The sequence below is a fragment of the Erythrobacter westpacificensis genome (assembly GCF_039542285.1).
GTDB lineage: Bacteria > Pseudomonadota > Alphaproteobacteria > Sphingomonadales > Sphingomonadaceae > Alteraurantiacibacter > Alteraurantiacibacter westpacificensis.
The window spans coordinates 136,771-154,491 of sequence record NZ_BAABHV010000021.1 but is presented as its reverse complement, the minus strand read 5'-3'; the positions used below and the strand labels follow the sequence as shown (position 1 = coordinate 154,491).

The window sequence follows — 17,721 nt, the reverse complement described above, 5'->3', positions numbered from 1 at the left end:
CCCTCTTCCAGTTTCCCTCGTTTTCCGAGCCACTTGTGCGACTCGTTGAAGCTTGTGTCGCCGCCGAAATCCTACTTGTCTAGGAAAAATACATCGTGTAGGAGGAATTTGCATCACAGTATAGGAAGCGCAGCATGGATCCTCGTGAGAAACTGGCAGATTTGGCGAAAGAGCGGGGCACCAGCCTCGCATCACTTTCGCGCATGCTCTCCCGTAATCCTACCTATCTTCAGCAATATATCACCAAAGGCAGCCCGAAGAAGCTGGAAGAAGAAGATCGAGGGATCCTCGCACAATTTTTCGGCGTGGAGGAATCGGAACTCGGCGGGCCCAAGGATAAATCCTACGAGCGCCGCGATGATGACAAGTGGGTCGAAGCGCCTCGCCTCGAAGTCGATGCTTCCGCCGGTCCGGGAGCGGCGGATGCGCAGGATCGGGTGTTCGATGCCTTTCGGTTCTCCAAACGATGGTTGACCGAGCAGGGCCTCGAGGGCGCAAAGCTTTCCGCCATCCGGGTCGTTGGCGATTCGATGGAACCGCTTCTTCGCGAAGGGGACGAAGTGCTTGTCGACCGGCGCGATCAGCCGTTTCGTGACGGCGTGCACGTCGTTCGGCTTGACGAGTCGCTGCTGGTAAAGCGCGTGGCGAGCAAGGGTGGCGGGCGCTTCTCGCTGCTCAGCCAGAACCTCGCTTATCCTCCCATTGACGTGAGCGCCGACGAGTTCGCCATCATCGGGCGCGTGGTGTGGAAGAGCGGGCGGGTCTAGCCGCTAGAGCAACTTCATCTTGAAGCCGGTATGCGTCGGTTTGAAGCCCAGCCGCTCATAGAACCTGTGCGCAGCATCGCGCTGACGGTCGCTGGTCAGTTGCACCACGCCGCAGCCTTTTTCCGCGCAGCGATCGATCGCCCAGCGCATCATTTCTTCGCCGACGCCTTTCCCGCGCATGGCGCTTGCCACCCTCACGCTCTCGATCTGTCCCCGCCACGCGCCCTGCCGCGATACACCGGGAATGAAACTGAGCTGGAAGCTGCCTACCGGCTTTCCGCCGCGTTCCACCACAAGCAGGCGGTGGTTCGGATCTGCAGTGATTGCCGCGAGCGCCTTGCGCTGCTCTTCTGCGATGCCTTCGCGTGCCGGATCGCGAGCGGCGGCAACCTCGTCGGAATCGCCGAGGGATGCGATGAAGGGCAGGTCTGCGGGCTTGGCATCGCGATAGGTGAGGGCGGTCATGCCGTACTGTCTAGGCTTGCAAGGGCTCCGCGTCACCGCCAACTAGCGTGGCATGACACAAGAAGCTCCAATCCGTGCCGCCATTATCCCCGTTACCGCCTTCCAGCAAAACTGCTCGCTGGTGTGGTGTTCGAAGACCATGCGCGGCGTGCTGGTCGATCCTGGGGGTGATCTCGACAAGCTGAAGGACGCGGTGCAGCGCGCCGGAGTGACGCTGGAGAAAATCCTGCTCACACATGGCCATGCCGACCACTGCGGGCAGGCCGGGATGCTGGCGAAGGAGCTTGGTCTCCCCATCGAAGGACCGCACGAGGACGACCGGTTCTGGATCAGCAGGCTGGAGGACGACGGTCCGCGTTTCCAGATGACCTGCGAGATATTCGAGCCCGATCGCTGGCTCAACGACGGCGACACCGTCAGCTTCGGCGAAGTTACGATGGAAGTGCTGCATTGCCCCGGGCACACGCCGGGACACGTGGTGTTCTTCCATCGCCCCACCGGCTTCGCCTTCGTGGGTGACGTGCTGTTCCAGGGAAGCATCGGACGCACCGATTTTCCCATGGGCAATCATCAGGACCTGCTGGACGCCATCACCCAGAAGCTGTGGCCGCTGGGCGATAACGTCACTTTCGTGCCCGGTCATGGGCCTACCAGCACTTTCGGGCAGGAGCGGAAGACGAACCCCTATGTCAGCGATGCTGCAATGGCGCGCGGCTAGACGACCTGGAACACCACCAGCACGACCCAGACGATCCAGATCAGGTAGGGCACCAGCGTCGTCAGCATACCCACCATGCGCGGGATGCTGGGCTTGTCCGCCTGCATCCCGACGGCGTGAAGTACGCGGCCTGCCAGGAATACCGCTGCCGTGATGGCAAGGAGCCAGGGATTCTGGTCGGAATAGTCCAGCACCAGGATCATCAGCAAAGCGATCGGCGTGTATTCCGTGAAATTGGCATGGGCGCGCATATGGCGCTGCAAGGCGGTATCGCCGCCGTCGCCGTGCAACACCTTCGCTTTACCGCGCGCCGCGCCGCAGCGCCAAGAAAGCCAAAGGTTGATCAGTCCGGCTATGGCCACGCTGAGCAGCCCGATATGATGTTCCAGCATTTATAAAGCCCCCGTTCGTCCCAACTTATCGCTATAACGAGCGGGGGGCGCTTGCAACTGCGCGAGAAATCGCTAAAGAGCGCGCCTTCGCCGCATCCTCGAATGGGTCTTTCCGGCGCGCTTGCGCAGCGGACTGGCTTGGCCTAGGGCGGCTCCGACACAGATTTTGAACGAATTCAAGGAACAGGTGCCGCCATGGCTGTCCCTAAGAGAAAAGTATCACCGCATCGCCGGGGCAATCGCCGGTCGCACGATTCGCTGAAGGTGGAAGCCTTCCACGAATGCTCCAACTGCGGCGAGCTGAAGCGCCCGCACATGCTTTGCACCGCCTGCGGCCACTACAACGGTCGCCAGGTGATCGAGCCCAAGGGCCTTTAAAGTCCAAACCGGACCAAGGAGCGTACGCACATGAGCCTGCCCCGTATCGCGGTTGATGCGATGGGCGGAGATCATGGCGTGCGCGTCATGGTGTCCGGCGCGGCGCTGGCAAGGCGCCAGCACGACAAGTTCAAGTTCCTGCTGGTAGGTGATGAGGAGCGCATCAAGAAGGCGCTCGAAGATCATCCCGGCATGCGCGAGGCATCCGAAATCCTGCATTGCGACGACGTGGTATCGGGCGACGAGAAACCCAGCCGCGCGCTTCGTCGTGCGAAGACCACCAGCATGGGCCTGGCTATCCAGGCAGTGAAGGATGGCTCCTGCGGCGCTGCCGTGAGCGCGGGTAATACCGGCGCGCTGATGGCCATGAGCAAGCTGGCCCTGCGCACGATGCCGGGGATCGACCGGCCCGCGCTCGCCGCCCTTCTTCCCACGCTGGAGGAGCATGACGTGATCATGCTCGATCTCGGCGCGAACACCGATTGCGACGCCCGCAACCTTGTGCAGTTCGCCATCATGGGCGCCGCCTATTCCCGCATCGTCAACAAGGGCCGCACCCCGCGTGTTCGCCTGCTGAACATCGGTACCGAGAGCATCAAGGGCACCGACGACCTGCAACGCGCTGCGCAGTTGCTGAAGGATGCCGACAGCCTCGACATGCGGTTCGACGGCTATGTAGAGGCCGACAAGATCAATCGCGGCGAGGTTGACGTGGTGGTAACGGACGGTTTTTCCGGCAACATCGCACTGAAGGCCATTGAGGGGTCGGCACGGTTCGTGACCGATCTCCTGAAGTCCGCCTTCACCAGTTCTCTGCGCTCGAAAATCGGTTTCCTTGTCTCGCGTCCCGCGACCGAGTTGCTGAAGCACCATCTTGATCCGAACAATCACAATGGCGGGGTCTTCCTCGGCCTGAACGGCGTCATCGTGAAATCGCACGGCAGCGCGAACGCGCAGGGCGTCGCCAACGCCGTCGCCGTTACCGCGCGCCTGCTGGAGGACGATCTGACCGACCGTATCGCTGCCGACCTCGGCAAGATGGGTGAAGAAGCATTGAGCGGAAATGGCGCAACATCGGCAGAGACGGTGAGTTCCAAGTGATCCGTTCCGTACTTCTGGGCACCGGCTCAGCCCTGCCGAAGGCCTGCGTGAGCAATGAAGAGCTGGCGACGCGTGTCGATACCAGCGACGAATGGATTCGCGAGCGGACAGGCATCACGCAGCGTTATATTGCCGCAGAGGGCGAAACCACCGGCTCGCTCGGCGCCGCGGCTGCGCAGGCTGCGCTCGACGATGCCGGCCTCACCATCGAGGATATCGATCTGATCGTGTTGGCGACCGCCACGCCGGACAACACGTTCCCGGCCACCGCCACGCAGGTGCAGATGCGACTTGGCGGCAAGGGTTTCCCGGCCTTCGATGTGGGTGCCGTGTGTTCCGGTTTCCTTTATGCATTGACGACGGCAGACGCGATGCTGCGTTCCGGCATGGCAAAACGCGCGATCGTTATCGGGGCGGAGACCTTCAGCCGCATCCTCGACTGGGAAGACCGCACCACCTGCGTGCTGTTCGGCGACGGCGCTGGCGCATTTGTAATCGAGGCGCAGGACGTTGCGGAAGACGGGGCGGGAATCATCGCCTCTCGCCTTCACGCAGACGGGGAGCATGGCGAAATGCTCTATGTCGACGGCGGTCCTTCGACGACGGGCGAAGTCGGCAAGCTGCGGATGAAGGGGCGCGAAGTGTTCCGTCATGCCGTGGCGAACCTTTCCAGTGTGCTGAAAGAGGTCTTGGAGGAGGCGGGCCAGGCTCCCGGTGATGTTGACTGGGTGGTGCCGCACCAGGCCAATCTCCGCATTCTCGATGCCACGGCCCGCAAGCTCGGCCTGCCGATGGAGAAGGTTGTCGTCACCGTCGACCAGCACGCCAACACGTCGGCCGCGTCGGTCCCGCTGGCTTATGACGTTGCCCGGAAAGACGGGCGCATCAAGAAAGGCGATCTCGTGATGCTGGAAGCCATGGGCGGCGGCTTCACCTGGGGCGCCAGCCTGCTGCGGGCATAGGAATTTTCCCCTGCTCGGTCAGGTCGACCTTGCGTTCCCGATTGATTTCCTACATAAAACTATCCGGGTCGAAAGCATTGGAGGAGTTGGACGCATGAATGTTATGCGATCCGTCGGCACGCTCACGCGCGCCGATCTTGCTGAGACTATCAACCACAAGATGGGTTTCTCGCGCGCCGAAAGTCTCGACATGGTCGAATCCATTCTCGCAAAGATGTGCGATGCGATGTCGGACGGCGAGAATGTGAAGATTTCCGGCTTCGGCAGCTTCGTGCTGCGTGACAAGAAGGAACGCATCGGCCGTAACCCGAAAACGGGTGTCGAGGTGCCGATCACGCCGCGCCGGGTGATGACTTTCCGGGCAAGCCAGAAACTGAAAGAGCGAATTGCGAACGCTTCATGAGCGACGAGCCGCGCAGCAACGCGCGCTTTGACGATGGCAAGGCACCGGACGCGATGCGCACCATCGGCGAAGTGTCCGCTGCCTTTCGCATCAAGCCGCATGTCCTGCGTTATTGGGAACAGCAGTTCCCGATGCTCAAGCCGCTGAAACGCAGTGGGGGACGGCGGCTTTACCGCCCGGAGGATATCTCGCTGATCGAGCGTATCGACCAGTTGGTGAACCAGCAGGGGTACACGCTGAAAGGTGCGAAAAAGGCGTTGCAGGAAGGCGGGCGAGCCGAGGCTGGCACAACCACCGCACGCGAGGGTGTATTGCCTAAGCAAACCCTTTTCGAACGCGATGAAAGCCGTTCCGAAGCGCTGGCGGGGCTGCAATCGATCCGCAACCGGCTTGCCAGCGCGCTCTCGGAATAAATCCTTGCGAGAGAAGGCATTGGCAGAAGCCGTTTAGCCGACGCGGACCGGGCCAAGATCGGGATCGAGGTCTCTCGGGCGTGCAAAATGGACTAGCTTGCCGCATCCCTGACGAAGATCGGCCCAGCTATCGATACCAAGTTCCAGAACGGCGTAGGCTGCCGTGGGATACTTCTGCATGACTTCCGAGAACAGGTCATTCTCCGCATCGGGTGCGACGAGATCGAGCGCCAGCTCCTGAAGGCCGGGATTGTGACCCATCAGCAGGACCGCCTCGGCATCGTCGTCACAGGTGCTCAGTAGCTGCATCAGCGTAGGGCTGTCGGCCAGGTAGGCGCTTTCTTCGTACCGGACCGGCATATCGAGCCCGCTGGCTTCAAGTGTCAGCTTCACCCGCTCTGCCGGGCTGGCGAGAACCATGTCCCACGCGCCGCCTTGCTGACGGATATGATCGCCCATCAGTCGCGCACCCTTGCGCCCACGATCGTTGAGCCCACGGTCGAAGTCGCGCAGGCTCATATCGTCCCAGTCTGACTTGGCGTGGCGCAACAGGCCCAGGCGTTTCACTCGCGCGCGTCCTCTTTCAATGTGGTGTCGGGGCACGAAACACCTGCCGCGACGCGTTGTAAAGCCTCGTCCAGTGTCAATCGCGTAACGGGTACGCCGGGAGGGAAGGCGGATAGCAGGCGGGACGGAAATGCAGGAGACAGAACGATGAAGTGGCCCGAATCCTCCCGGCTGCGAATCAATCGCCCGAACGCCTGGGCGAGGCGTCCGCGGATGATCGAATCATCGTAGGCGCTGCCGCCCCCCGCAGCACGGCGGGCGCGGTGCAGGATGCTGGGCTTGGGCCAGGGAACCTGCTCCATCACCACGCAGCGCAGCGAATGGCCGGGAACGTCCACTCCGTCCCGCAGGGCGTCGGTGCCCAGCAGACTGGCGCGCGGATCATCGCGGAAAATGTCTACCAGGGTGCCGGTGTCGATCGGATCGACATGCTGGGCGAACAGCGCCAGGCCCTCGCGCGCAAGCCGGTCTGCAATGCGGCCGTGCACTGCTCGCAGGCGCCTGATCGCGGTGAAGAGGCCCAGCACGCCGCCGCCACTGGCCTCGATGATGCGGGCGTAGGCTCCGGCAAGGCCTGCCAGGTCGCCCTTTTTCACGTCGGTGACGATCAGCACTTCCGCGCGCGCGGCATAGTCGAACGGACTGATGGCATCGGCCAGCCTTGGCTGCACCTCGATATGCGGCGCGCCGGATTTTGCGACGGCAGCTGGCCAGTCCGGCCCGTCATCGAGCCGGTCCGTCAGCGTAGCGCTGGTCAGCATCACGCCATGCGCCGGTTCCAGCACGACGCGGGCGAAGGGTTTCATCGGGTCGAGGAAGCGGCGGTGGAGGCCGATGTCGAACTCGCGGGAGTCGTTGCGCTCGACTGACATCCAGTCGACGAATTCCGGGTCTGCCGGGCCGCCGAGCCGCCCCAGCAGAGCTTCCCAGGCCGCCAGGGTGTCGATCCGCCAGCTGAGCGAGAAGCGCGCGCCTTCGATCCGCGCACGCCCCTGGCCATCCAGCCAGTCTGGCGGGTCTTCCAGCATGGCTTCCAGGCGGACGCCAAGCTTGATGAGTGGCATGCGAATTTCGGCCAAGGCCTGCGCGGCCATCTGCGCCCGCTCGACGAAGTCGCCATCCAGCCCCGCGGCCTCTGTCTCGATTCCGTAGCCAGCATCCAGCGCGCCGCTTTCGTCGCGGGCGTATGTGACGGCGCGCACGGCGGCGAGCAGACGCTCGATCTCGCCCGATGGTTCGTTTTCGGCGAGGCGCCCGATCCAGCCTTCTCCGGGCAGGGCCTGCGCCGCCTCGCAGGCTGCATCGATGGCCGCACCGCCAGCCTCGTCATAGCTGGCAACGTCCGCCAGGCGGGCGGCGAGGCCCCGGCGGCGTCCCTTGGAGCCGCGTTCGGGGCCGAGGATCCAGCGCTTGAGTTCGATCGCCTCCTGCCCGGTCAGAGCCGCGGCGAAGGTGGAGTCGGCGGCATCGAAAACATGGTGGCCCTCGTCGAACACGATGCGGGTGGGGCGCTGCGCATGGTCGCGCCCGCGCGCGGCATTGACCATCACCAGCGCGTGGTTGGCGATCACGAGGTCTGCCTGCGCGCTGGCTCTCGCGGCGCGTTCGATGAAGCATTTGCGGTAGTGGGGACACCCCGCGTAGATGCATTCGCCGCGCTGGTCGGTCAGGCTGCGGATGGCGCGCTGGCGGAACAACGTGCCCAGCCAGCCGGGCAGGTCGCCGCCGATCATGTCCCCGTCCTGCGAATAGGCCGCCCACCGCGCTACCAGCTGCGCCAGCACTGCCGCGCGCCCGCCGAAGCCGCCTTGCAGTGCGTCCTCCAGGTTGAGCAGGCAAAGGTAGTTCTCGCGCCCCTTGCGCACCACCACCGGGCGTGAGCCATCGGGGCGGCGCTCGGGCCATGCGCGGCTTGCCTCGCTGCGGAGCTGCCGCTGCAGGTTCTTGGTATAGGTGGACACCCACACGGTGCCGCCCGACTTCTCTGCCCAGAGCGAGGCGGGGGCGAGGTAGCCCAACGTCTTGCCGATGCCGGTGCCTGCCTGCGCCAACAGCACGTGCGGCTTGTCCCGCTTTTCGCGCGGGGCGAAGATGTTTCCGACCTGACCTGCATAGGCGCGCTGGCCCTCGCGCTGTTCCGCGCCTTCGCCTGTCAGCCGTTCGAGCTGGCCGTGGATCGCGGTTTCGCCAAGCAGGACCTGTCCGGGCTGCGGTCGCTCGCCCGCATCCTCCCACTCCGGAAGCCGGGAGAACAGCCACTTCTCGGCCCTTTCCGGGCGCGCCACGTGGGGAGAGAGGACCGCCGCCCACGGCCAGCGCAGGCGGGACAGCGATTGCAGCGCGCTCCACGCTCCTTCGCGCGCAGCCCAGTCTTCGCTCTCGCAGTTGGCCAGCAGGTGCGCGGCGGCCTTGCGCAACATTTCGGGAACCTCGGCGCCGTCCTCCGGCTCCGGCAGGTCCAGCGCGTGTGCCAGTCCCTTGGGAGTCGGCACGCAGAACCGGGCCGGATGCACGAAGGCAAAAAGCTCCAGCAGGTCGAGGCCGGAAAGATCGGGATAGCCCAGCCGCGTTGCGACGAGCGGGGCGTTGAGGATGAGGTGCGGCGTATCGGCCGCGGCCATCACGGCCTCGCCCTTCGACGCGGCCTTCACGGCTCCCTCGGGGCCGCACAGCCAGCTGCCCGCATGGCTGGCATGCAGGGCCGGAAGCGGCACGTCTTCGATGGGGAGGGCGGGGGCGGCCATTTCCTTCCACTACCGCCCATGAGAACGAAATGTAAACGGATAGGGCGCGTGGAACCCGTGGAAGAGCGTGGCCAATGCGAAGTCGGCTCTCATTTACGTGGGCGGACGAGGGTAAATCCGGCCTTAGGTATAAGCCGTAAGGCGTCCTCAGAGGGGCTCGGGTAAAGCTGGAACGTCGAGAGACGAAGGAGACCGACCATGCGCAAGACCATCAGTGTCGTCGCCGCCTGCGGAGCCGTCGCGATGACAGCCATGCCGCTTTCCGCCGAACCGTTCGGCGAGGAAAGCCAGGACGTCGTCCGCCAGCACAACGCCGCCTACACGGCAGGCGATTTCGACCGGTTCCTGGCAACTTTCGCAGAGGACGCGGTCGTGATCGTCGAAGGACACGAGTACCGCGGCAGGGAGGCCATTGCCGCCAGCTATGCACCCAATTTCGGCCCCGGCGCACCGCGGGCGCGAATAGAGCGGCAGGGCCGGGCCTCGGGCGGAGGGATCGTGCAGCGCGAATCCTATGTCTTCGATGACGGCACGGAAATATGCTGCACGGTTACTGCGATCTGGGTGGAAGATGGCCGGATAAGCCGTATCCTGGTGGATACCGGCGGCATCACCGGCTGAGCGACCGTCGCATCGTGGCGCGCACCTCGCCGCAGGTGTTGCCGCAATAACGCATCCGCTCGCCTTCGTTCAGCGCAGCGAAACGTGATCTTTGCCTAGGCGTTCAGGATCATGGCTCGCATACCGTTCCTTGCTACCTCGGCCGTGCTGTTGCTGGCTCCTGCCTTCGTGCAGGCGCAGGATGGCGGCGGGCAGGCGGCGCCCGCGCCAACGCCCACACCGACATCGCAGCCGATCGAGCGCGTCCAGGGCGTGCCCGACGATTTCACCCTGCAGCCGCAGGCCGATACCGTTCGCCGCAACCGGACCGAACCGACAATCCAGCCACTGCCGCAACCAAGCGCGGCTCCCCGGCAAGTTGCGCCGACCCCGACGCCGTCGCCGTCGCCGACATTGGCGACTCCGGCTGCCACGCCTTCGCCACGAATCGCGCTTCCCGCGCAGCAGGTGGAAGAAGCGTCGCCGCAGGCAGCTTCGCCAGCGCAGCGTTCGAACGAACCGGTGGAGGAGCAGGCACCGCTGGAAGAGCCCGAAACTTCCGTCGCGACGGGTTCGGATATCGCGGAGGAGCGCGCATTACCGAACGCTTCGGTCCCGTCTCAAGCGCCCGCGACCTTGGCGCAAGACAGTGCTGAACCATCCTGGGGTTGGCTCGCCTGGCTTCTGGCAGGTGTGCTGACGATTGCCGCATTGGCGGCGAGCGCATTGTGGTGGCTGCGCCGGAAGGGAGAGGTCGGCTTCACGGTCGAGAAGATCGAGCCTTACCGGCCGCCCGAGGTTCCTCCTGCTCCCGAGCCTGCGCAATCGCGTCCGGAACCCGCACGGACGCCCACCGCGCCGACGCGGCCTGCAACGCCCAATCCACCTGGCCTCGTTCACGCAAGCCGGCCAGCCTCGCCAGCAAACACGGGTGGATTCGTGACGAGCACTATCTCCACCCGGCCGCGACAGCCCCAACCTGCGCAGGCGTCCCAGGCACCGCGCCGCTACACCTCGCCTGACGGTCGTATCGTGACCTCGCTCTCGCCAAACCGCCGCGAGGGGGACTAGCTTCGCGGCACGCAGGTCCAGTTCGACGGATCGTCGGCATCGCCAGCGCCGTCGTAGCGGGCGACCTCGGGCCAGGCACAGTGCGGTCGCACGAGGTCGCTGTCGGCCTTGGTGCCGATGAGGCGATCGGGCGCGGAGCCACTTTCCAGCCAGTCTTCCATTGCGCCCAAGTAGTCGATCCGGTCGGCCCCCGGCCCGCCGGCGCAGTGGCCCATGCCGGGGACGAGGTAATAGCTGAACTGGCTGGCGGCCTCGGGGTTCTTCGCGTTCACCGCGCGGGCATAGTCGTTGGAGAGGACCGGGCTCGGCCCTGCGTCGTTCTCGCCATGCCACAGCATCAGCTTGCCGCCGCGTTCGAAGAAGGCCGAGAGGTCGGGGTTCTTCGCTTCGTACATCTCGGCAAAGTCCGAACCCCGAACGGTCATGTAGTCGGCTTCGGAGAAGTTCTCCCAGTCCACGGGCCTCGCGCCGAAGATCACCGGTTGCAGCCCCATCAGTCCGCCGCCGCGCGTGGGATCAGCGTTCTGGCCGCTGCCGTCGGCGCGGTTGAAAAAGCCCCATGCGGCCTCTCCCCCGCGGCTCATCGGGTGCATCATCCAGCTGCCGTCAGCGGCCTTGCGACCGTTGTACAGTGTGTTCAGCGCATCGACCTGCTGCGGGCTGAGGCAGCCCTCGCTTTCACCCGGCGAACATTGCAGCGTGCGCGGTTGCCATGAACAGCTTCGCGGATTGTTGATGAGGCCATCTTCCAGCCCGTCGTTAGCATCGCAGGCGGCAATAGCGGCGTCCTGCACCATCTGGAGTTCGGGCATGGTGAAAGCAGCCTGCGGCTGGGCAAAGGTCTGGTTGCGGAACACCGCGCTGGTCTGCACCTGCAGCGTGTAGACTGGCGCGCCGACAATCACGGCGTCATAATCGGCCGGGTAACGCTGCGCTTCCATCAGGCCCATGCGTCCCCCGGTGGAGCAGCCGGAATAGACGGCGGTATCATGCGCCCGGCCGTAGAAACGTTGGGCAACGTTCTTGCCCGCCTGCGTCATCTCGTGAATGGCGCGGTAGCTGAAGTCGGCGGCCTGCACCGGGTTGATAACCCATTCGTTGCCCCAGGGATTGGTGCTGGTGTGCCCGCCGTTGGTCTGCATCACGGCATAGCCCTTCAGCAGGCCGTCGCGCGCCGCATCGAGCGAGGTGTTGCCTAGCCAGGCACCGCCTCCGATGCCCAGCACGTTGCCGTTCCAGTCTTCCGGCAGTCGGTAGACGACGCCGATGTTCGATCCCTCGACAGGGTTCAGCGTGGCCGTGACTTCGCAGTAGGAAGGCAGGCCATCGGCGCCCGGCACCCAGATGGTGGAAAGCGCAAGATCGCCTGCCTCCTCGGTCGCCAGGAATTCGCACTGGTTGGCCGAAAGCGCAACGCCGCGCGGGTTTTCAGGAACGTCCGTCTCGGCGGTTGTGCAGGCGGCAAGAACGGCAAGGCTGGTGGTGACGGCTAGAGCGCGCATAGGCTGATCCCCCAAGTGTTTATCCTCCGGAGAGCGTGCGCGGTCTCGGGACAATGCGCGACGGCGCGCCTGCCGATGACCATCCTTCCCTCTCCTTTGCGGGCAAGGATGGCACAGCAGGCGCCCCGCGCCAATTGCTTTCGTTGACTTAGTCTGCCGTTTTTTCGGCCCCGACCTGTTCGATCCGCAGCGGCTCTGCGAAATAGTTGGTCTGGATCGGGAAGGGGATGCCTATGCCCGCTGCATCGAGGCCCTTCTTGATCGCCTTGATCGCCTCGCTCTTGGTCTGGCGCAGGTCTCGCGCGGCGGACTGGGCATACCACTGGACTAGGAAATCGATCGAGCTACCGCCGAATTCCTGCGCGTAGACGATGACCGGGCGATCCTCGACGATGGCATCGACTGTCTTCATCGCTTCCTCGATCACCCGCTGCGCTTCCTCGAGGTCCGCATCGTAGGAGACGCCCACCACGATCTCGTTACGGCGCACGGTGTCGTCTGTGAGGATCTGTACCGCGTTCTTGAACAGCATCGAGTTGGGCATGATCGTCAGCTCGTTGGAAAGCTGGCGCACGTAGGTTTCGCGAAGGGTGATCTTTTCAACCTTGCCCAGAACGCCCTCGACCTCGATCAGGTCGCCGATGCGCATCTTTTCGCGCAGCATGATGAGTACGCCTGCGAGGAAATTTTCGAAGATGTCCTGGAAGGCAAAGCCGATGGCAAGGGCACCGATGCCGAGGCCCGCGATCAGTCCTGCGGGCGTGAAACCCGGAATGGCGACGATCAGAGCGAGGATGACGCCGGCGATCCAGATAGCCAGTCGCACCACGGTTTCCACCAGCTGCCGCAGGTCTTCGCGCATGCTGGACTTGCCGGTGGCCTTGTTGGCGACGCGCACGGCGAATTTGGCCACGATCCAGGTCAGGATCAGGACAACAAGGGCAATGGCCAGGTTGGGCAGGATGGCGATGAAGCCCGTCCACATGCCCAGCACCTGGTTCTGCAAAATCTCGATATAGTTCAAATGAACCCCCGGTTTTTCGTTCTTTCGTTATCAAATGTTGCGTTGCCGTTCAGGTTCCGGTGAAGACTTCGCGCTTGCGAAACCTCTCGGCATGGGCAATGGGCGCAGCCCATGTTCAGCACCGATCTTATCGCAGCCGCCCGCAAGTCCAAGGCATGGCCCTTTCAGGAAGCCCAGCGCCTAGCAAAGCGTTACCCGCAGGGTAAACCCGGCGGAAAGCCCGTGCTGTTCGAAACCGGTTACGGCCCCTCGGGCCTGCCGCACATCGGCACCTTTCAGGAAGTGCTGCGTACCACGCTGGTGCGCAAGGCGTACGAGATCGTGGCAGCGTCGGACGACGGCACGCCCGCAGCCACGCGGCTGGTCGCCTTCTCGGATGACATGGACGGTCTGCGCAAGGTGCCGGACAACGTGCCCAACAAGGCGCTGCTGGAAGAGAACCTGCACAAGCCGCTGAGCCGCATTCCCGACCCGTTCGAGAAGTACGAGAGCTTTGCCGCGCACAACAACGCGATGCTGCGCGAATTCCTCGACCGCTTCGACTTCGAGTACGAGTTCATCGCCGCCTCGGACAAGTACAACTCCGGTGCATTTGACGATGCGCTGCGCGGCGTTTTGCGCAACAACCAGGCGATACTCGACATCATGCTGCCCACGTTGCGCGCTGAACGCGCGGCGACCTACTCGCCGATCATGCCGATCTCGCCCAAGACCGGCCACGTGCTGCAGGTACCTGTCGAAGTGGTGGATGCGGACGAGGGCATCGTGCGCTTCACCGACAGTGACGGAGAGGTGATCGAGCAGAGCGCGCTGAGTGGCATGGCCAAGCTGCAATGGAAGGTCGATTTCGCCATGCGCTGGGTCGCGCTGGGCGTCGATTACGAGATGTACGGCAAGGATCTGACCGATACCGGCGTGCAAAGCGGCAAGATCGCCCGCGTATTGGGCGGGCAGAAGCCGGAAGGGCTGATCTACGAGCTGTTCCTGGACGAGAAGGGCGAGAAGATTTCCAAGTCGAAGGGCAACGGCCTGACGATTGAGGAATGGCTGACTTATGGTTCCGAAGAGAGCCTCGGTTTCTACATCTTCCCCAATCCCAAGAGTGCCAAGCAGCTCCACGTCGGCGTGATCCCGCGCGCGGTGGACGATTACTGGCAGTTCCGCGAACGTATCCCCGAACAGGATCTCGACAAGCAGTTGGGCAACCCTGCGTGGAACCTGCTGCGGGTGAAGGATTCCAGCGGGTCGCAGCCGCCGATCGGCGCGGGCGACAGCCTGCCTGTTACCTATGGCCTGCTGCTGAACCTTGTCGGCGTGCTAGGGGCCGAGGCGACGCACCAGCAGGTCTGGGCCTATCTCGGCAATTACATGCACGACATGGACCCCGACGATCATCCCGACCTGTTCCGGCTGGTCGAGAAGGCGTTGGCCTACAACCGCGATTTCATCGCCCCCACTCTCGTGAAGCGCGCGCCCGAAGCCAACGAGGCTGAGGCGCTGAAGGCGCTGGACGCGAAGCTGGCCGAGGTGCCGGCCGACATGGCCGCCGAAGACCTGCAGACGATCGTCTACGAGATCGGCAAGGACGAGGCTTTCGGCTTCGAGAACCTGCGCGACTGGTTCAAGGCGCTGTACGAGACTCTGCTCGGTTCGTCGCAAGGCCCGCGCATGGGCAGCTTTATCGCGCTTTACGGCGTGGAGAACACGCGGAAACTGATTGCCGAGGCGTTGGCGCGCTGAGGGCCTAGTTCCATTGCCGGGTGCGATACCACTTCGTGATGATGTATTTCGCGCCCGCCTGGACGGGGCGGCCTGCGTGAATGGTCATCGGGTTGGTCGTGCCGTCGGGCTTGGCGTTGTTCCAGATCAGGAGCACGCCGGGCTTTGGTTCCAGTGATATGCCCAGGTCCACGAAATCGGTTGTGCCGCCCGCTTCCACTTCGTTCAGAAATACCATGGTGGTGAAGCTGCGCTGCCCACCACGGCTCATCTCGAAATCCCAGTAACTGGTTCCCGGATGGAACCAGTCGTGGTGCGGCTGAAATTCCTGGCCCGGCATGTACCGCTGGCCCTGAATGGTCTCTCCCCACAGCGGCTCGATGCCCAGCAGGTCGTCGATCCGGCGGCCGATCTTCTTCACGAACGGATCTTGTGGATCGACATCGCCCGAGTAGCTGGTGCGGTATCCGGATTCGTAGCTCAGGTCGAAAACCTTGCTGGGTTTTGCCGTCGCGTCGATCAGTTCCATCATCTTGCCGCATTCGGCAGGCGACATGAATTCACCCAGCGCGAACAGTTCCACATCGTCGGACGGAACCTTGTAGATCGCGGGATTGGCCTCCAGCCGGTTGCGCACCTTCTCCCCGAGTGACTTAAGTCGGGCCTGATCGGCGTTGGGGGGGAACTTGCTTGTCGTCTCGCTTGCCATGATGGCCTATGCTTTTCCATTCCTCGGCACCTTAGGCAAGGCCGGAGTGTCGGATCGCGGACATGGAAAACCCCCCGCCCACAGGGAGGGCGGGGGGTCCATTGCCGGCCACTCGCTCCGGCAATCCTTGGTTCTGGCTTACCAGAAGAAGTCGTAAATCACGTCCACCACTTCGCCGGTGTAGACATCCACCAGGATCACATCGTCGTAATAGCGAACCCAGCGATAGGGTCCGTAGACTTCCGGCAGGCGATACTGCCAGGGGTCGTTGATCCAGTAGCGGCTGCCGAAGAACAGGCTGTCGAGATAGAAGCCGATGCTCAGGCGACGGTAGCTGTAGTTGCGATAGGGGCTGTAGTAGCGGCCCAGGCGATAGAGGCGGCGGTTGTTCGAGCGGTAATGGCTCCAGTTATACCGACGGTCATTACGCCAGGCGTTACGGTTCCAGCGGCGATAGTCGCGACGCGCTTCGCGGCGGTCCCGGCGATAATCGCCGCGGTCGTAGCGATAGTTGCGCTGATCCCGGTAACGACGCTGATCGCGATAGTCGCGGCGCTGGTCACGATCGCGATAGCGGCGCTGGTCACGGTCGCGGTAGCTGCGATTGCGATCCCGGTCGCGGTAGCTCGTGTTGCGCGAGGTTACATAGCGGTCGCCGTTGCGGATGTTATCCGCCCGGCGATCGCCGCGACGCTCGATCCGGTCGGCGCGGTTCTCGCTGCGGCGGTCTATCCGGCGCGCGGCACGATAATCGCCGTTGCGGCGCGCCTGCTCAGCGGCGCGGTCTCCGCGGCGTTCCACGCGGTCCGCACGGCGCTCGCTGCGACGGTCGACCTGGCGGGCCTGGCGCTGCACGTTTTCCCGTCGTTCACGGGCCTGCCGCATTTCGGAGCGGTTGTACTGGCGATTGTTTTCGCGGCGAGCGGTGCGTGCCTCGCCACGGTTGCCGCGCCTTTCCTGGCGCGCTTCTCGACGTTCCTGCCGCGCCTCGCCACGATTGCCGCGTTCACCGCGCTGCTGGCCATCATTGAAGCGCTGTGCTTCCTCGGATGCCTCGGCGGTATCGGGCAGCATCGGCACCGCCATGGCGACGGCGAGGGCAGCAAGGCCAACGGATTTGAAAAGGTCTGTGAGTTGCATCGCAACATCTCCCTTGGACTGGACCACTGCCGCCCGAGTGCTGCGGCTGCAAAAGTCATTACGTTTCATTCGATGTCGCAAGTTGTAACGAGTCGTCATGAGCGTTAACTGAACCACCTTGTTTGCTTAACGTTCATGTTAACGATCTCTTTCCTGAACGCCGCATCGAGAAGGACGCAGCCATCGAAACCCTTGATAACATTCGCGACGATATCGCATTCCGCCTGAACGAGGGCGCAACCCGTCGCAAGTCGGCTATGCACACGCCCGTCGTCGTCACGGATGATGCCGACGCGCGGGTGATGGTGCTGCGCCAGTTTGACCGGGTCGGCTGGCGGCTGCGGTTTCACACTGACGCCCGCTCTCCCAAGGTCGATGTGATCGGGGACGGCGCGCCGGTGGGTGTGCTGTTCTATGATCGGGAGGCGAAGGTGCAGGTGCGCTGTCGTGGTCGCGGCTGGATCGAGCGCGATACGCCTCTGGTGGACGAAGCCTGGGCGAAGAGCACCAACTTCGCGCGCCGCTGTTACCTGGGCGAAGGTCCGGGCGCCGTTTCGGATACGCCGACCTCGGGCCTGCCTTCGCAGTTTGAGGGGACGGAGCCATCGGACGAGGAACTGGTTCCGGCGCGGGAGAACTTCGCGGTGCTGCTGGTGGAACTGGAGGAGGCCGACTGGTTCAGCCTCGCCCACACCGGCCACCGCCGCGCGATCATTCATCTAGCGAGCGGCGAGGGGCGCTGGGTATCGCCTTGACCTGCAACCTTGCTTGACGGTCAGGGGGGCGAGTCGCAACTCGCGGCCAGAAGCGCGCGTTTCTTCCGTATAGTTCGCCTTGCCTGTCCCCCAGCGTGGATTGTGGAAGATTGTCCGAAGGGGCAAGTCGTGAAGCAAGACCGGCAACATCTGATTGAATGTCGCAACTGCTCCATATCCGCCATATTTGAATAAGAGACCTCCCGCATTGGAGGCGTTCCGCAGGCGCCATCCGAAACCTGATCGACCTTCGGTCTAACACGCCCAGTTTTCGGGTTGCGTAGGGCGCGC

The 17,721-nt window shown here is 63.7% G+C and carries 19 protein-coding genes; 11 read left to right on the top strand and 8 right to left on the bottom strand.

Features of this window, described 5'->3' with window-relative positions; genetic code table 11:
* Nucleotides 1-134 precede the first annotated feature (134 nt).
* On the top strand, nt 135-767 hold the full coding sequence (locus tag ABFX23_RS13580) for a S24 family peptidase (protein WP_346033545.1): 633 nt from the start codon (nt 135-137) through the stop codon (nt 765-767).
* Nucleotides 768-770: 3 nt separating this feature from the next.
* Here ABFX23_RS13580 and ABFX23_RS13575 read toward each other — a convergent pair whose 3' ends face one another.
* Nucleotides 771-1,232, bottom strand: a complete 462-nt coding sequence (locus ABFX23_RS13575) for a GNAT family N-acetyltransferase (protein ID WP_346033544.1) — start codon at nt 1,230-1,232, stop codon at nt 771-773.
* A 52-nt stretch (nt 1,233-1,284) separates the two neighbouring features.
* Here ABFX23_RS13575 and ABFX23_RS13570 point away from each other — a divergent pair, with 52 nt between their 5' ends.
* Nucleotides 1,285-1,950, top strand: a complete 666-nt coding sequence (locus ABFX23_RS13570) for an MBL fold metallo-hydrolase (protein WP_346033543.1) — start codon at nt 1,285-1,287, stop codon at nt 1,948-1,950.
* Here ABFX23_RS13570 and ABFX23_RS13565 read toward each other — a convergent pair.
* Complete coding sequence (locus ABFX23_RS13565) at nt 1,947-2,342, bottom strand: MAPEG family protein (protein WP_346033542.1); 396 nt, start codon at nt 2,340-2,342, stop codon at nt 1,947-1,949. The genes ABFX23_RS13570 and ABFX23_RS13565 overlap by 4 nt on opposite strands.
* A 195-nt stretch (nt 2,343-2,537) precedes the next feature.
* Between ABFX23_RS13565 and rpmF the strand changes: the two genes are divergently transcribed.
* From rpmF to ABFX23_RS13540, 5 genes are all read left to right on the top strand, one after another.
* Nucleotides 2,538-2,720: a 50S ribosomal protein L32 gene (rpmF, locus tag ABFX23_RS13560; protein ID WP_346033541.1), complete on the top strand. Its 183-nt coding sequence runs from the start codon at nt 2,538-2,540 to the stop codon at nt 2,718-2,720.
* 30 nt (nt 2,721-2,750) lie between these two features.
* Nucleotides 2,751-3,821 (top strand): phosphate acyltransferase PlsX, encoded by a 1,071-nt coding sequence (gene plsX, locus ABFX23_RS13555; protein ID WP_346033540.1) that lies wholly within the window; start codon nt 2,751-2,753, stop codon nt 3,819-3,821.
* Nucleotides 3,818-4,783: a beta-ketoacyl-ACP synthase III gene (locus tag ABFX23_RS13550; protein ID WP_346033539.1), complete on the top strand. Its 966-nt coding sequence runs from the start codon at nt 3,818-3,820 to the stop codon at nt 4,781-4,783. Before plsX ends, ABFX23_RS13550 begins: the two co-directional genes overlap by 4 nt.
* A 103-nt stretch (nt 4,784-4,886) precedes the next feature.
* Nucleotides 4,887-5,186 (top strand): integration host factor subunit alpha, encoded by a 300-nt coding sequence (locus ABFX23_RS13545; RefSeq protein ID WP_346033820.1) that lies wholly within the window; start codon nt 4,887-4,889, stop codon nt 5,184-5,186.
* Nucleotides 5,183-5,599: a MerR family transcriptional regulator gene (locus ABFX23_RS13540; protein WP_346033538.1), complete on the top strand. Its 417-nt coding sequence runs from the start codon at nt 5,183-5,185 to the stop codon at nt 5,597-5,599. Before ABFX23_RS13545 ends, ABFX23_RS13540 begins: the two co-directional genes overlap by 4 nt.
* 33 nt (nt 5,600-5,632) lie before the next feature.
* On the opposite strand, the gene ABFX23_RS13535 is transcribed toward ABFX23_RS13540, so the two are convergent.
* Together ABFX23_RS13535 and ABFX23_RS13530 are read right to left on the bottom strand one after the other, a co-directional pair.
* The gene (locus ABFX23_RS13535) at nt 5,633-6,166 is read right to left on the bottom strand and encodes a SixA phosphatase family protein (RefSeq protein WP_346033537.1); all 534 of its coding nucleotides are present in this window, start codon (nt 6,164-6,166) and stop codon (nt 5,633-5,635) included.
* A complete protein-coding gene (locus ABFX23_RS13530; protein ID WP_346033536.1) occupies nt 6,163-8,910 on the bottom strand; it encodes an ATP-dependent DNA helicase in 2,748 nt (915 codons plus the stop codon). The genes ABFX23_RS13535 and ABFX23_RS13530 overlap by 4 nt, the downstream gene beginning before the upstream one ends.
* A gap of 198 nt (nt 8,911-9,108) precedes the next feature.
* On the opposite strand from ABFX23_RS13530, the gene ABFX23_RS13525 reads away from it, so the two are divergent.
* Nucleotides 9,109-9,531 (top strand): SgcJ/EcaC family oxidoreductase, encoded by a 423-nt coding sequence (locus tag ABFX23_RS13525; RefSeq protein ID WP_346033535.1) that lies wholly within the window; start codon nt 9,109-9,111, stop codon nt 9,529-9,531.
* A gap of 111 nt (nt 9,532-9,642) precedes the next feature.
* Entirely contained in the window at nt 9,643-10,581 is a 939-nt protein-coding gene (locus ABFX23_RS13520; RefSeq protein WP_346033534.1) for a hypothetical protein, read from the top strand.
* Here ABFX23_RS13520 and ABFX23_RS13515 read toward each other — a convergent pair.
* Both ABFX23_RS13515 and ABFX23_RS13510 read right to left on the bottom strand, forming a co-directional pair.
* On the bottom strand, nt 10,578-12,083 hold the full coding sequence (locus ABFX23_RS13515; RefSeq protein ID WP_346033533.1) for a tannase/feruloyl esterase family alpha/beta hydrolase: 1,506 nt from the start codon (nt 12,081-12,083) through the stop codon (nt 10,578-10,580). The genes ABFX23_RS13520 and ABFX23_RS13515 overlap by 4 nt on opposite strands.
* Before the next feature lie 148 nt (nt 12,084-12,231).
* Nucleotides 12,232-13,107, bottom strand: a complete 876-nt coding sequence (locus tag ABFX23_RS13510; RefSeq protein ID WP_346033532.1) for a mechanosensitive ion channel family protein — start codon at nt 13,105-13,107, stop codon at nt 12,232-12,234.
* A gap of 111 nt (nt 13,108-13,218) precedes the next feature.
* Between ABFX23_RS13510 and ABFX23_RS13505 the strand changes: the two genes are divergently transcribed.
* Complete coding sequence (locus ABFX23_RS13505; RefSeq protein ID WP_346033531.1) at nt 13,219-14,847, top strand: lysine--tRNA ligase; 1,629 nt, start codon at nt 13,219-13,221, stop codon at nt 14,845-14,847.
* A gap of 4 nt (nt 14,848-14,851) precedes the next feature.
* On the opposite strand, the gene ABFX23_RS13500 is transcribed toward ABFX23_RS13505, so the two are convergent.
* Together ABFX23_RS13500 and ABFX23_RS13495 are read right to left on the bottom strand one after the other, a co-directional pair.
* Nucleotides 14,852-15,535 carry a prolyl hydroxylase family protein gene (locus ABFX23_RS13500; RefSeq protein ID WP_346033530.1) on the bottom strand — a complete coding sequence of 228 codons (684 nt, stop codon included), beginning with the start codon at nt 15,533-15,535 and terminating at the stop codon, nt 14,852-14,854.
* 138 nt (nt 15,536-15,673) lie between these two features.
* Nucleotides 15,674-16,675, bottom strand: a complete 1,002-nt coding sequence (locus ABFX23_RS13495; protein ID WP_346033529.1) for an RcnB family protein — start codon at nt 16,673-16,675, stop codon at nt 15,674-15,676.
* A 122-nt stretch (nt 16,676-16,797) separates the two neighbouring features.
* On the opposite strand from ABFX23_RS13495, the gene ABFX23_RS13490 reads away from it, so the two are divergent.
* Nucleotides 16,798-17,430 (top strand): flavin-binding protein, encoded by a 633-nt coding sequence (locus ABFX23_RS13490; protein WP_346033528.1) that lies wholly within the window; start codon nt 16,798-16,800, stop codon nt 17,428-17,430.
* Nucleotides 17,431-17,721: the final 291 nt, after the last annotated feature.

Coding starts and splice junctions, on each gene's coding strand:
- ABFX23_RS13580 (WP_346033545.1), top strand. CDS start 135: ATGGATCCTCGTGAGAAACTGGCAGATTTGGCGAAAGAGCGGGGCACC.
- ABFX23_RS13575 (WP_346033544.1), bottom strand. CDS start 1,232: ATGACCGCCCTCACCTATCGCGATGCCAAGCCCGCAGACCTGCCCTTC.
- ABFX23_RS13570 (WP_346033543.1), top strand. CDS start 1,285: ATGACACAAGAAGCTCCAATCCGTGCCGCCATTATCCCCGTTACCGCC.
- ABFX23_RS13565 (WP_346033542.1), bottom strand. CDS start 2,342: ATGCTGGAACATCATATCGGGCTGCTCAGCGTGGCCATAGCCGGACTG.
- rpmF (WP_346033541.1), top strand. CDS start 2,538: ATGGCTGTCCCTAAGAGAAAAGTATCACCGCATCGCCGGGGCAATCGC.
- plsX (WP_346033540.1), top strand. CDS start 2,751: ATGAGCCTGCCCCGTATCGCGGTTGATGCGATGGGCGGAGATCATGGC.
- ABFX23_RS13545 (WP_346033820.1), top strand. CDS start 4,887: ATGCGATCCGTCGGCACGCTCACGCGCGCCGATCTTGCTGAGACTATC.
- ABFX23_RS13540 (WP_346033538.1), top strand. CDS start 5,183: ATGAGCGACGAGCCGCGCAGCAACGCGCGCTTTGACGATGGCAAGGCA.
- ABFX23_RS13530 (WP_346033536.1), bottom strand. CDS start 8,910: ATGGCCGCCCCCGCCCTCCCCATCGAAGACGTGCCGCTTCCGGCCCTG.
- ABFX23_RS13525 (WP_346033535.1), top strand. CDS start 9,109: ATGCGCAAGACCATCAGTGTCGTCGCCGCCTGCGGAGCCGTCGCGATG.
- ABFX23_RS13520 (WP_346033534.1), top strand. CDS start 9,643: ATGGCTCGCATACCGTTCCTTGCTACCTCGGCCGTGCTGTTGCTGGCT.
- ABFX23_RS13515 (WP_346033533.1), bottom strand. CDS start 12,083: ATGCGCGCTCTAGCCGTCACCACCAGCCTTGCCGTTCTTGCCGCCTGC.
- ABFX23_RS13505 (WP_346033531.1), top strand. CDS start 13,219: ATGTTCAGCACCGATCTTATCGCAGCCGCCCGCAAGTCCAAGGCATGG.
- ABFX23_RS13500 (WP_346033530.1), bottom strand. CDS start 15,535: ATGGCAAGCGAGACGACAAGCAAGTTCCCCCCCAACGCCGATCAGGCC.
- ABFX23_RS13495 (WP_346033529.1), bottom strand. CDS start 16,675: ATGCAACTCACAGACCTTTTCAAATCCGTTGGCCTTGCTGCCCTCGCC.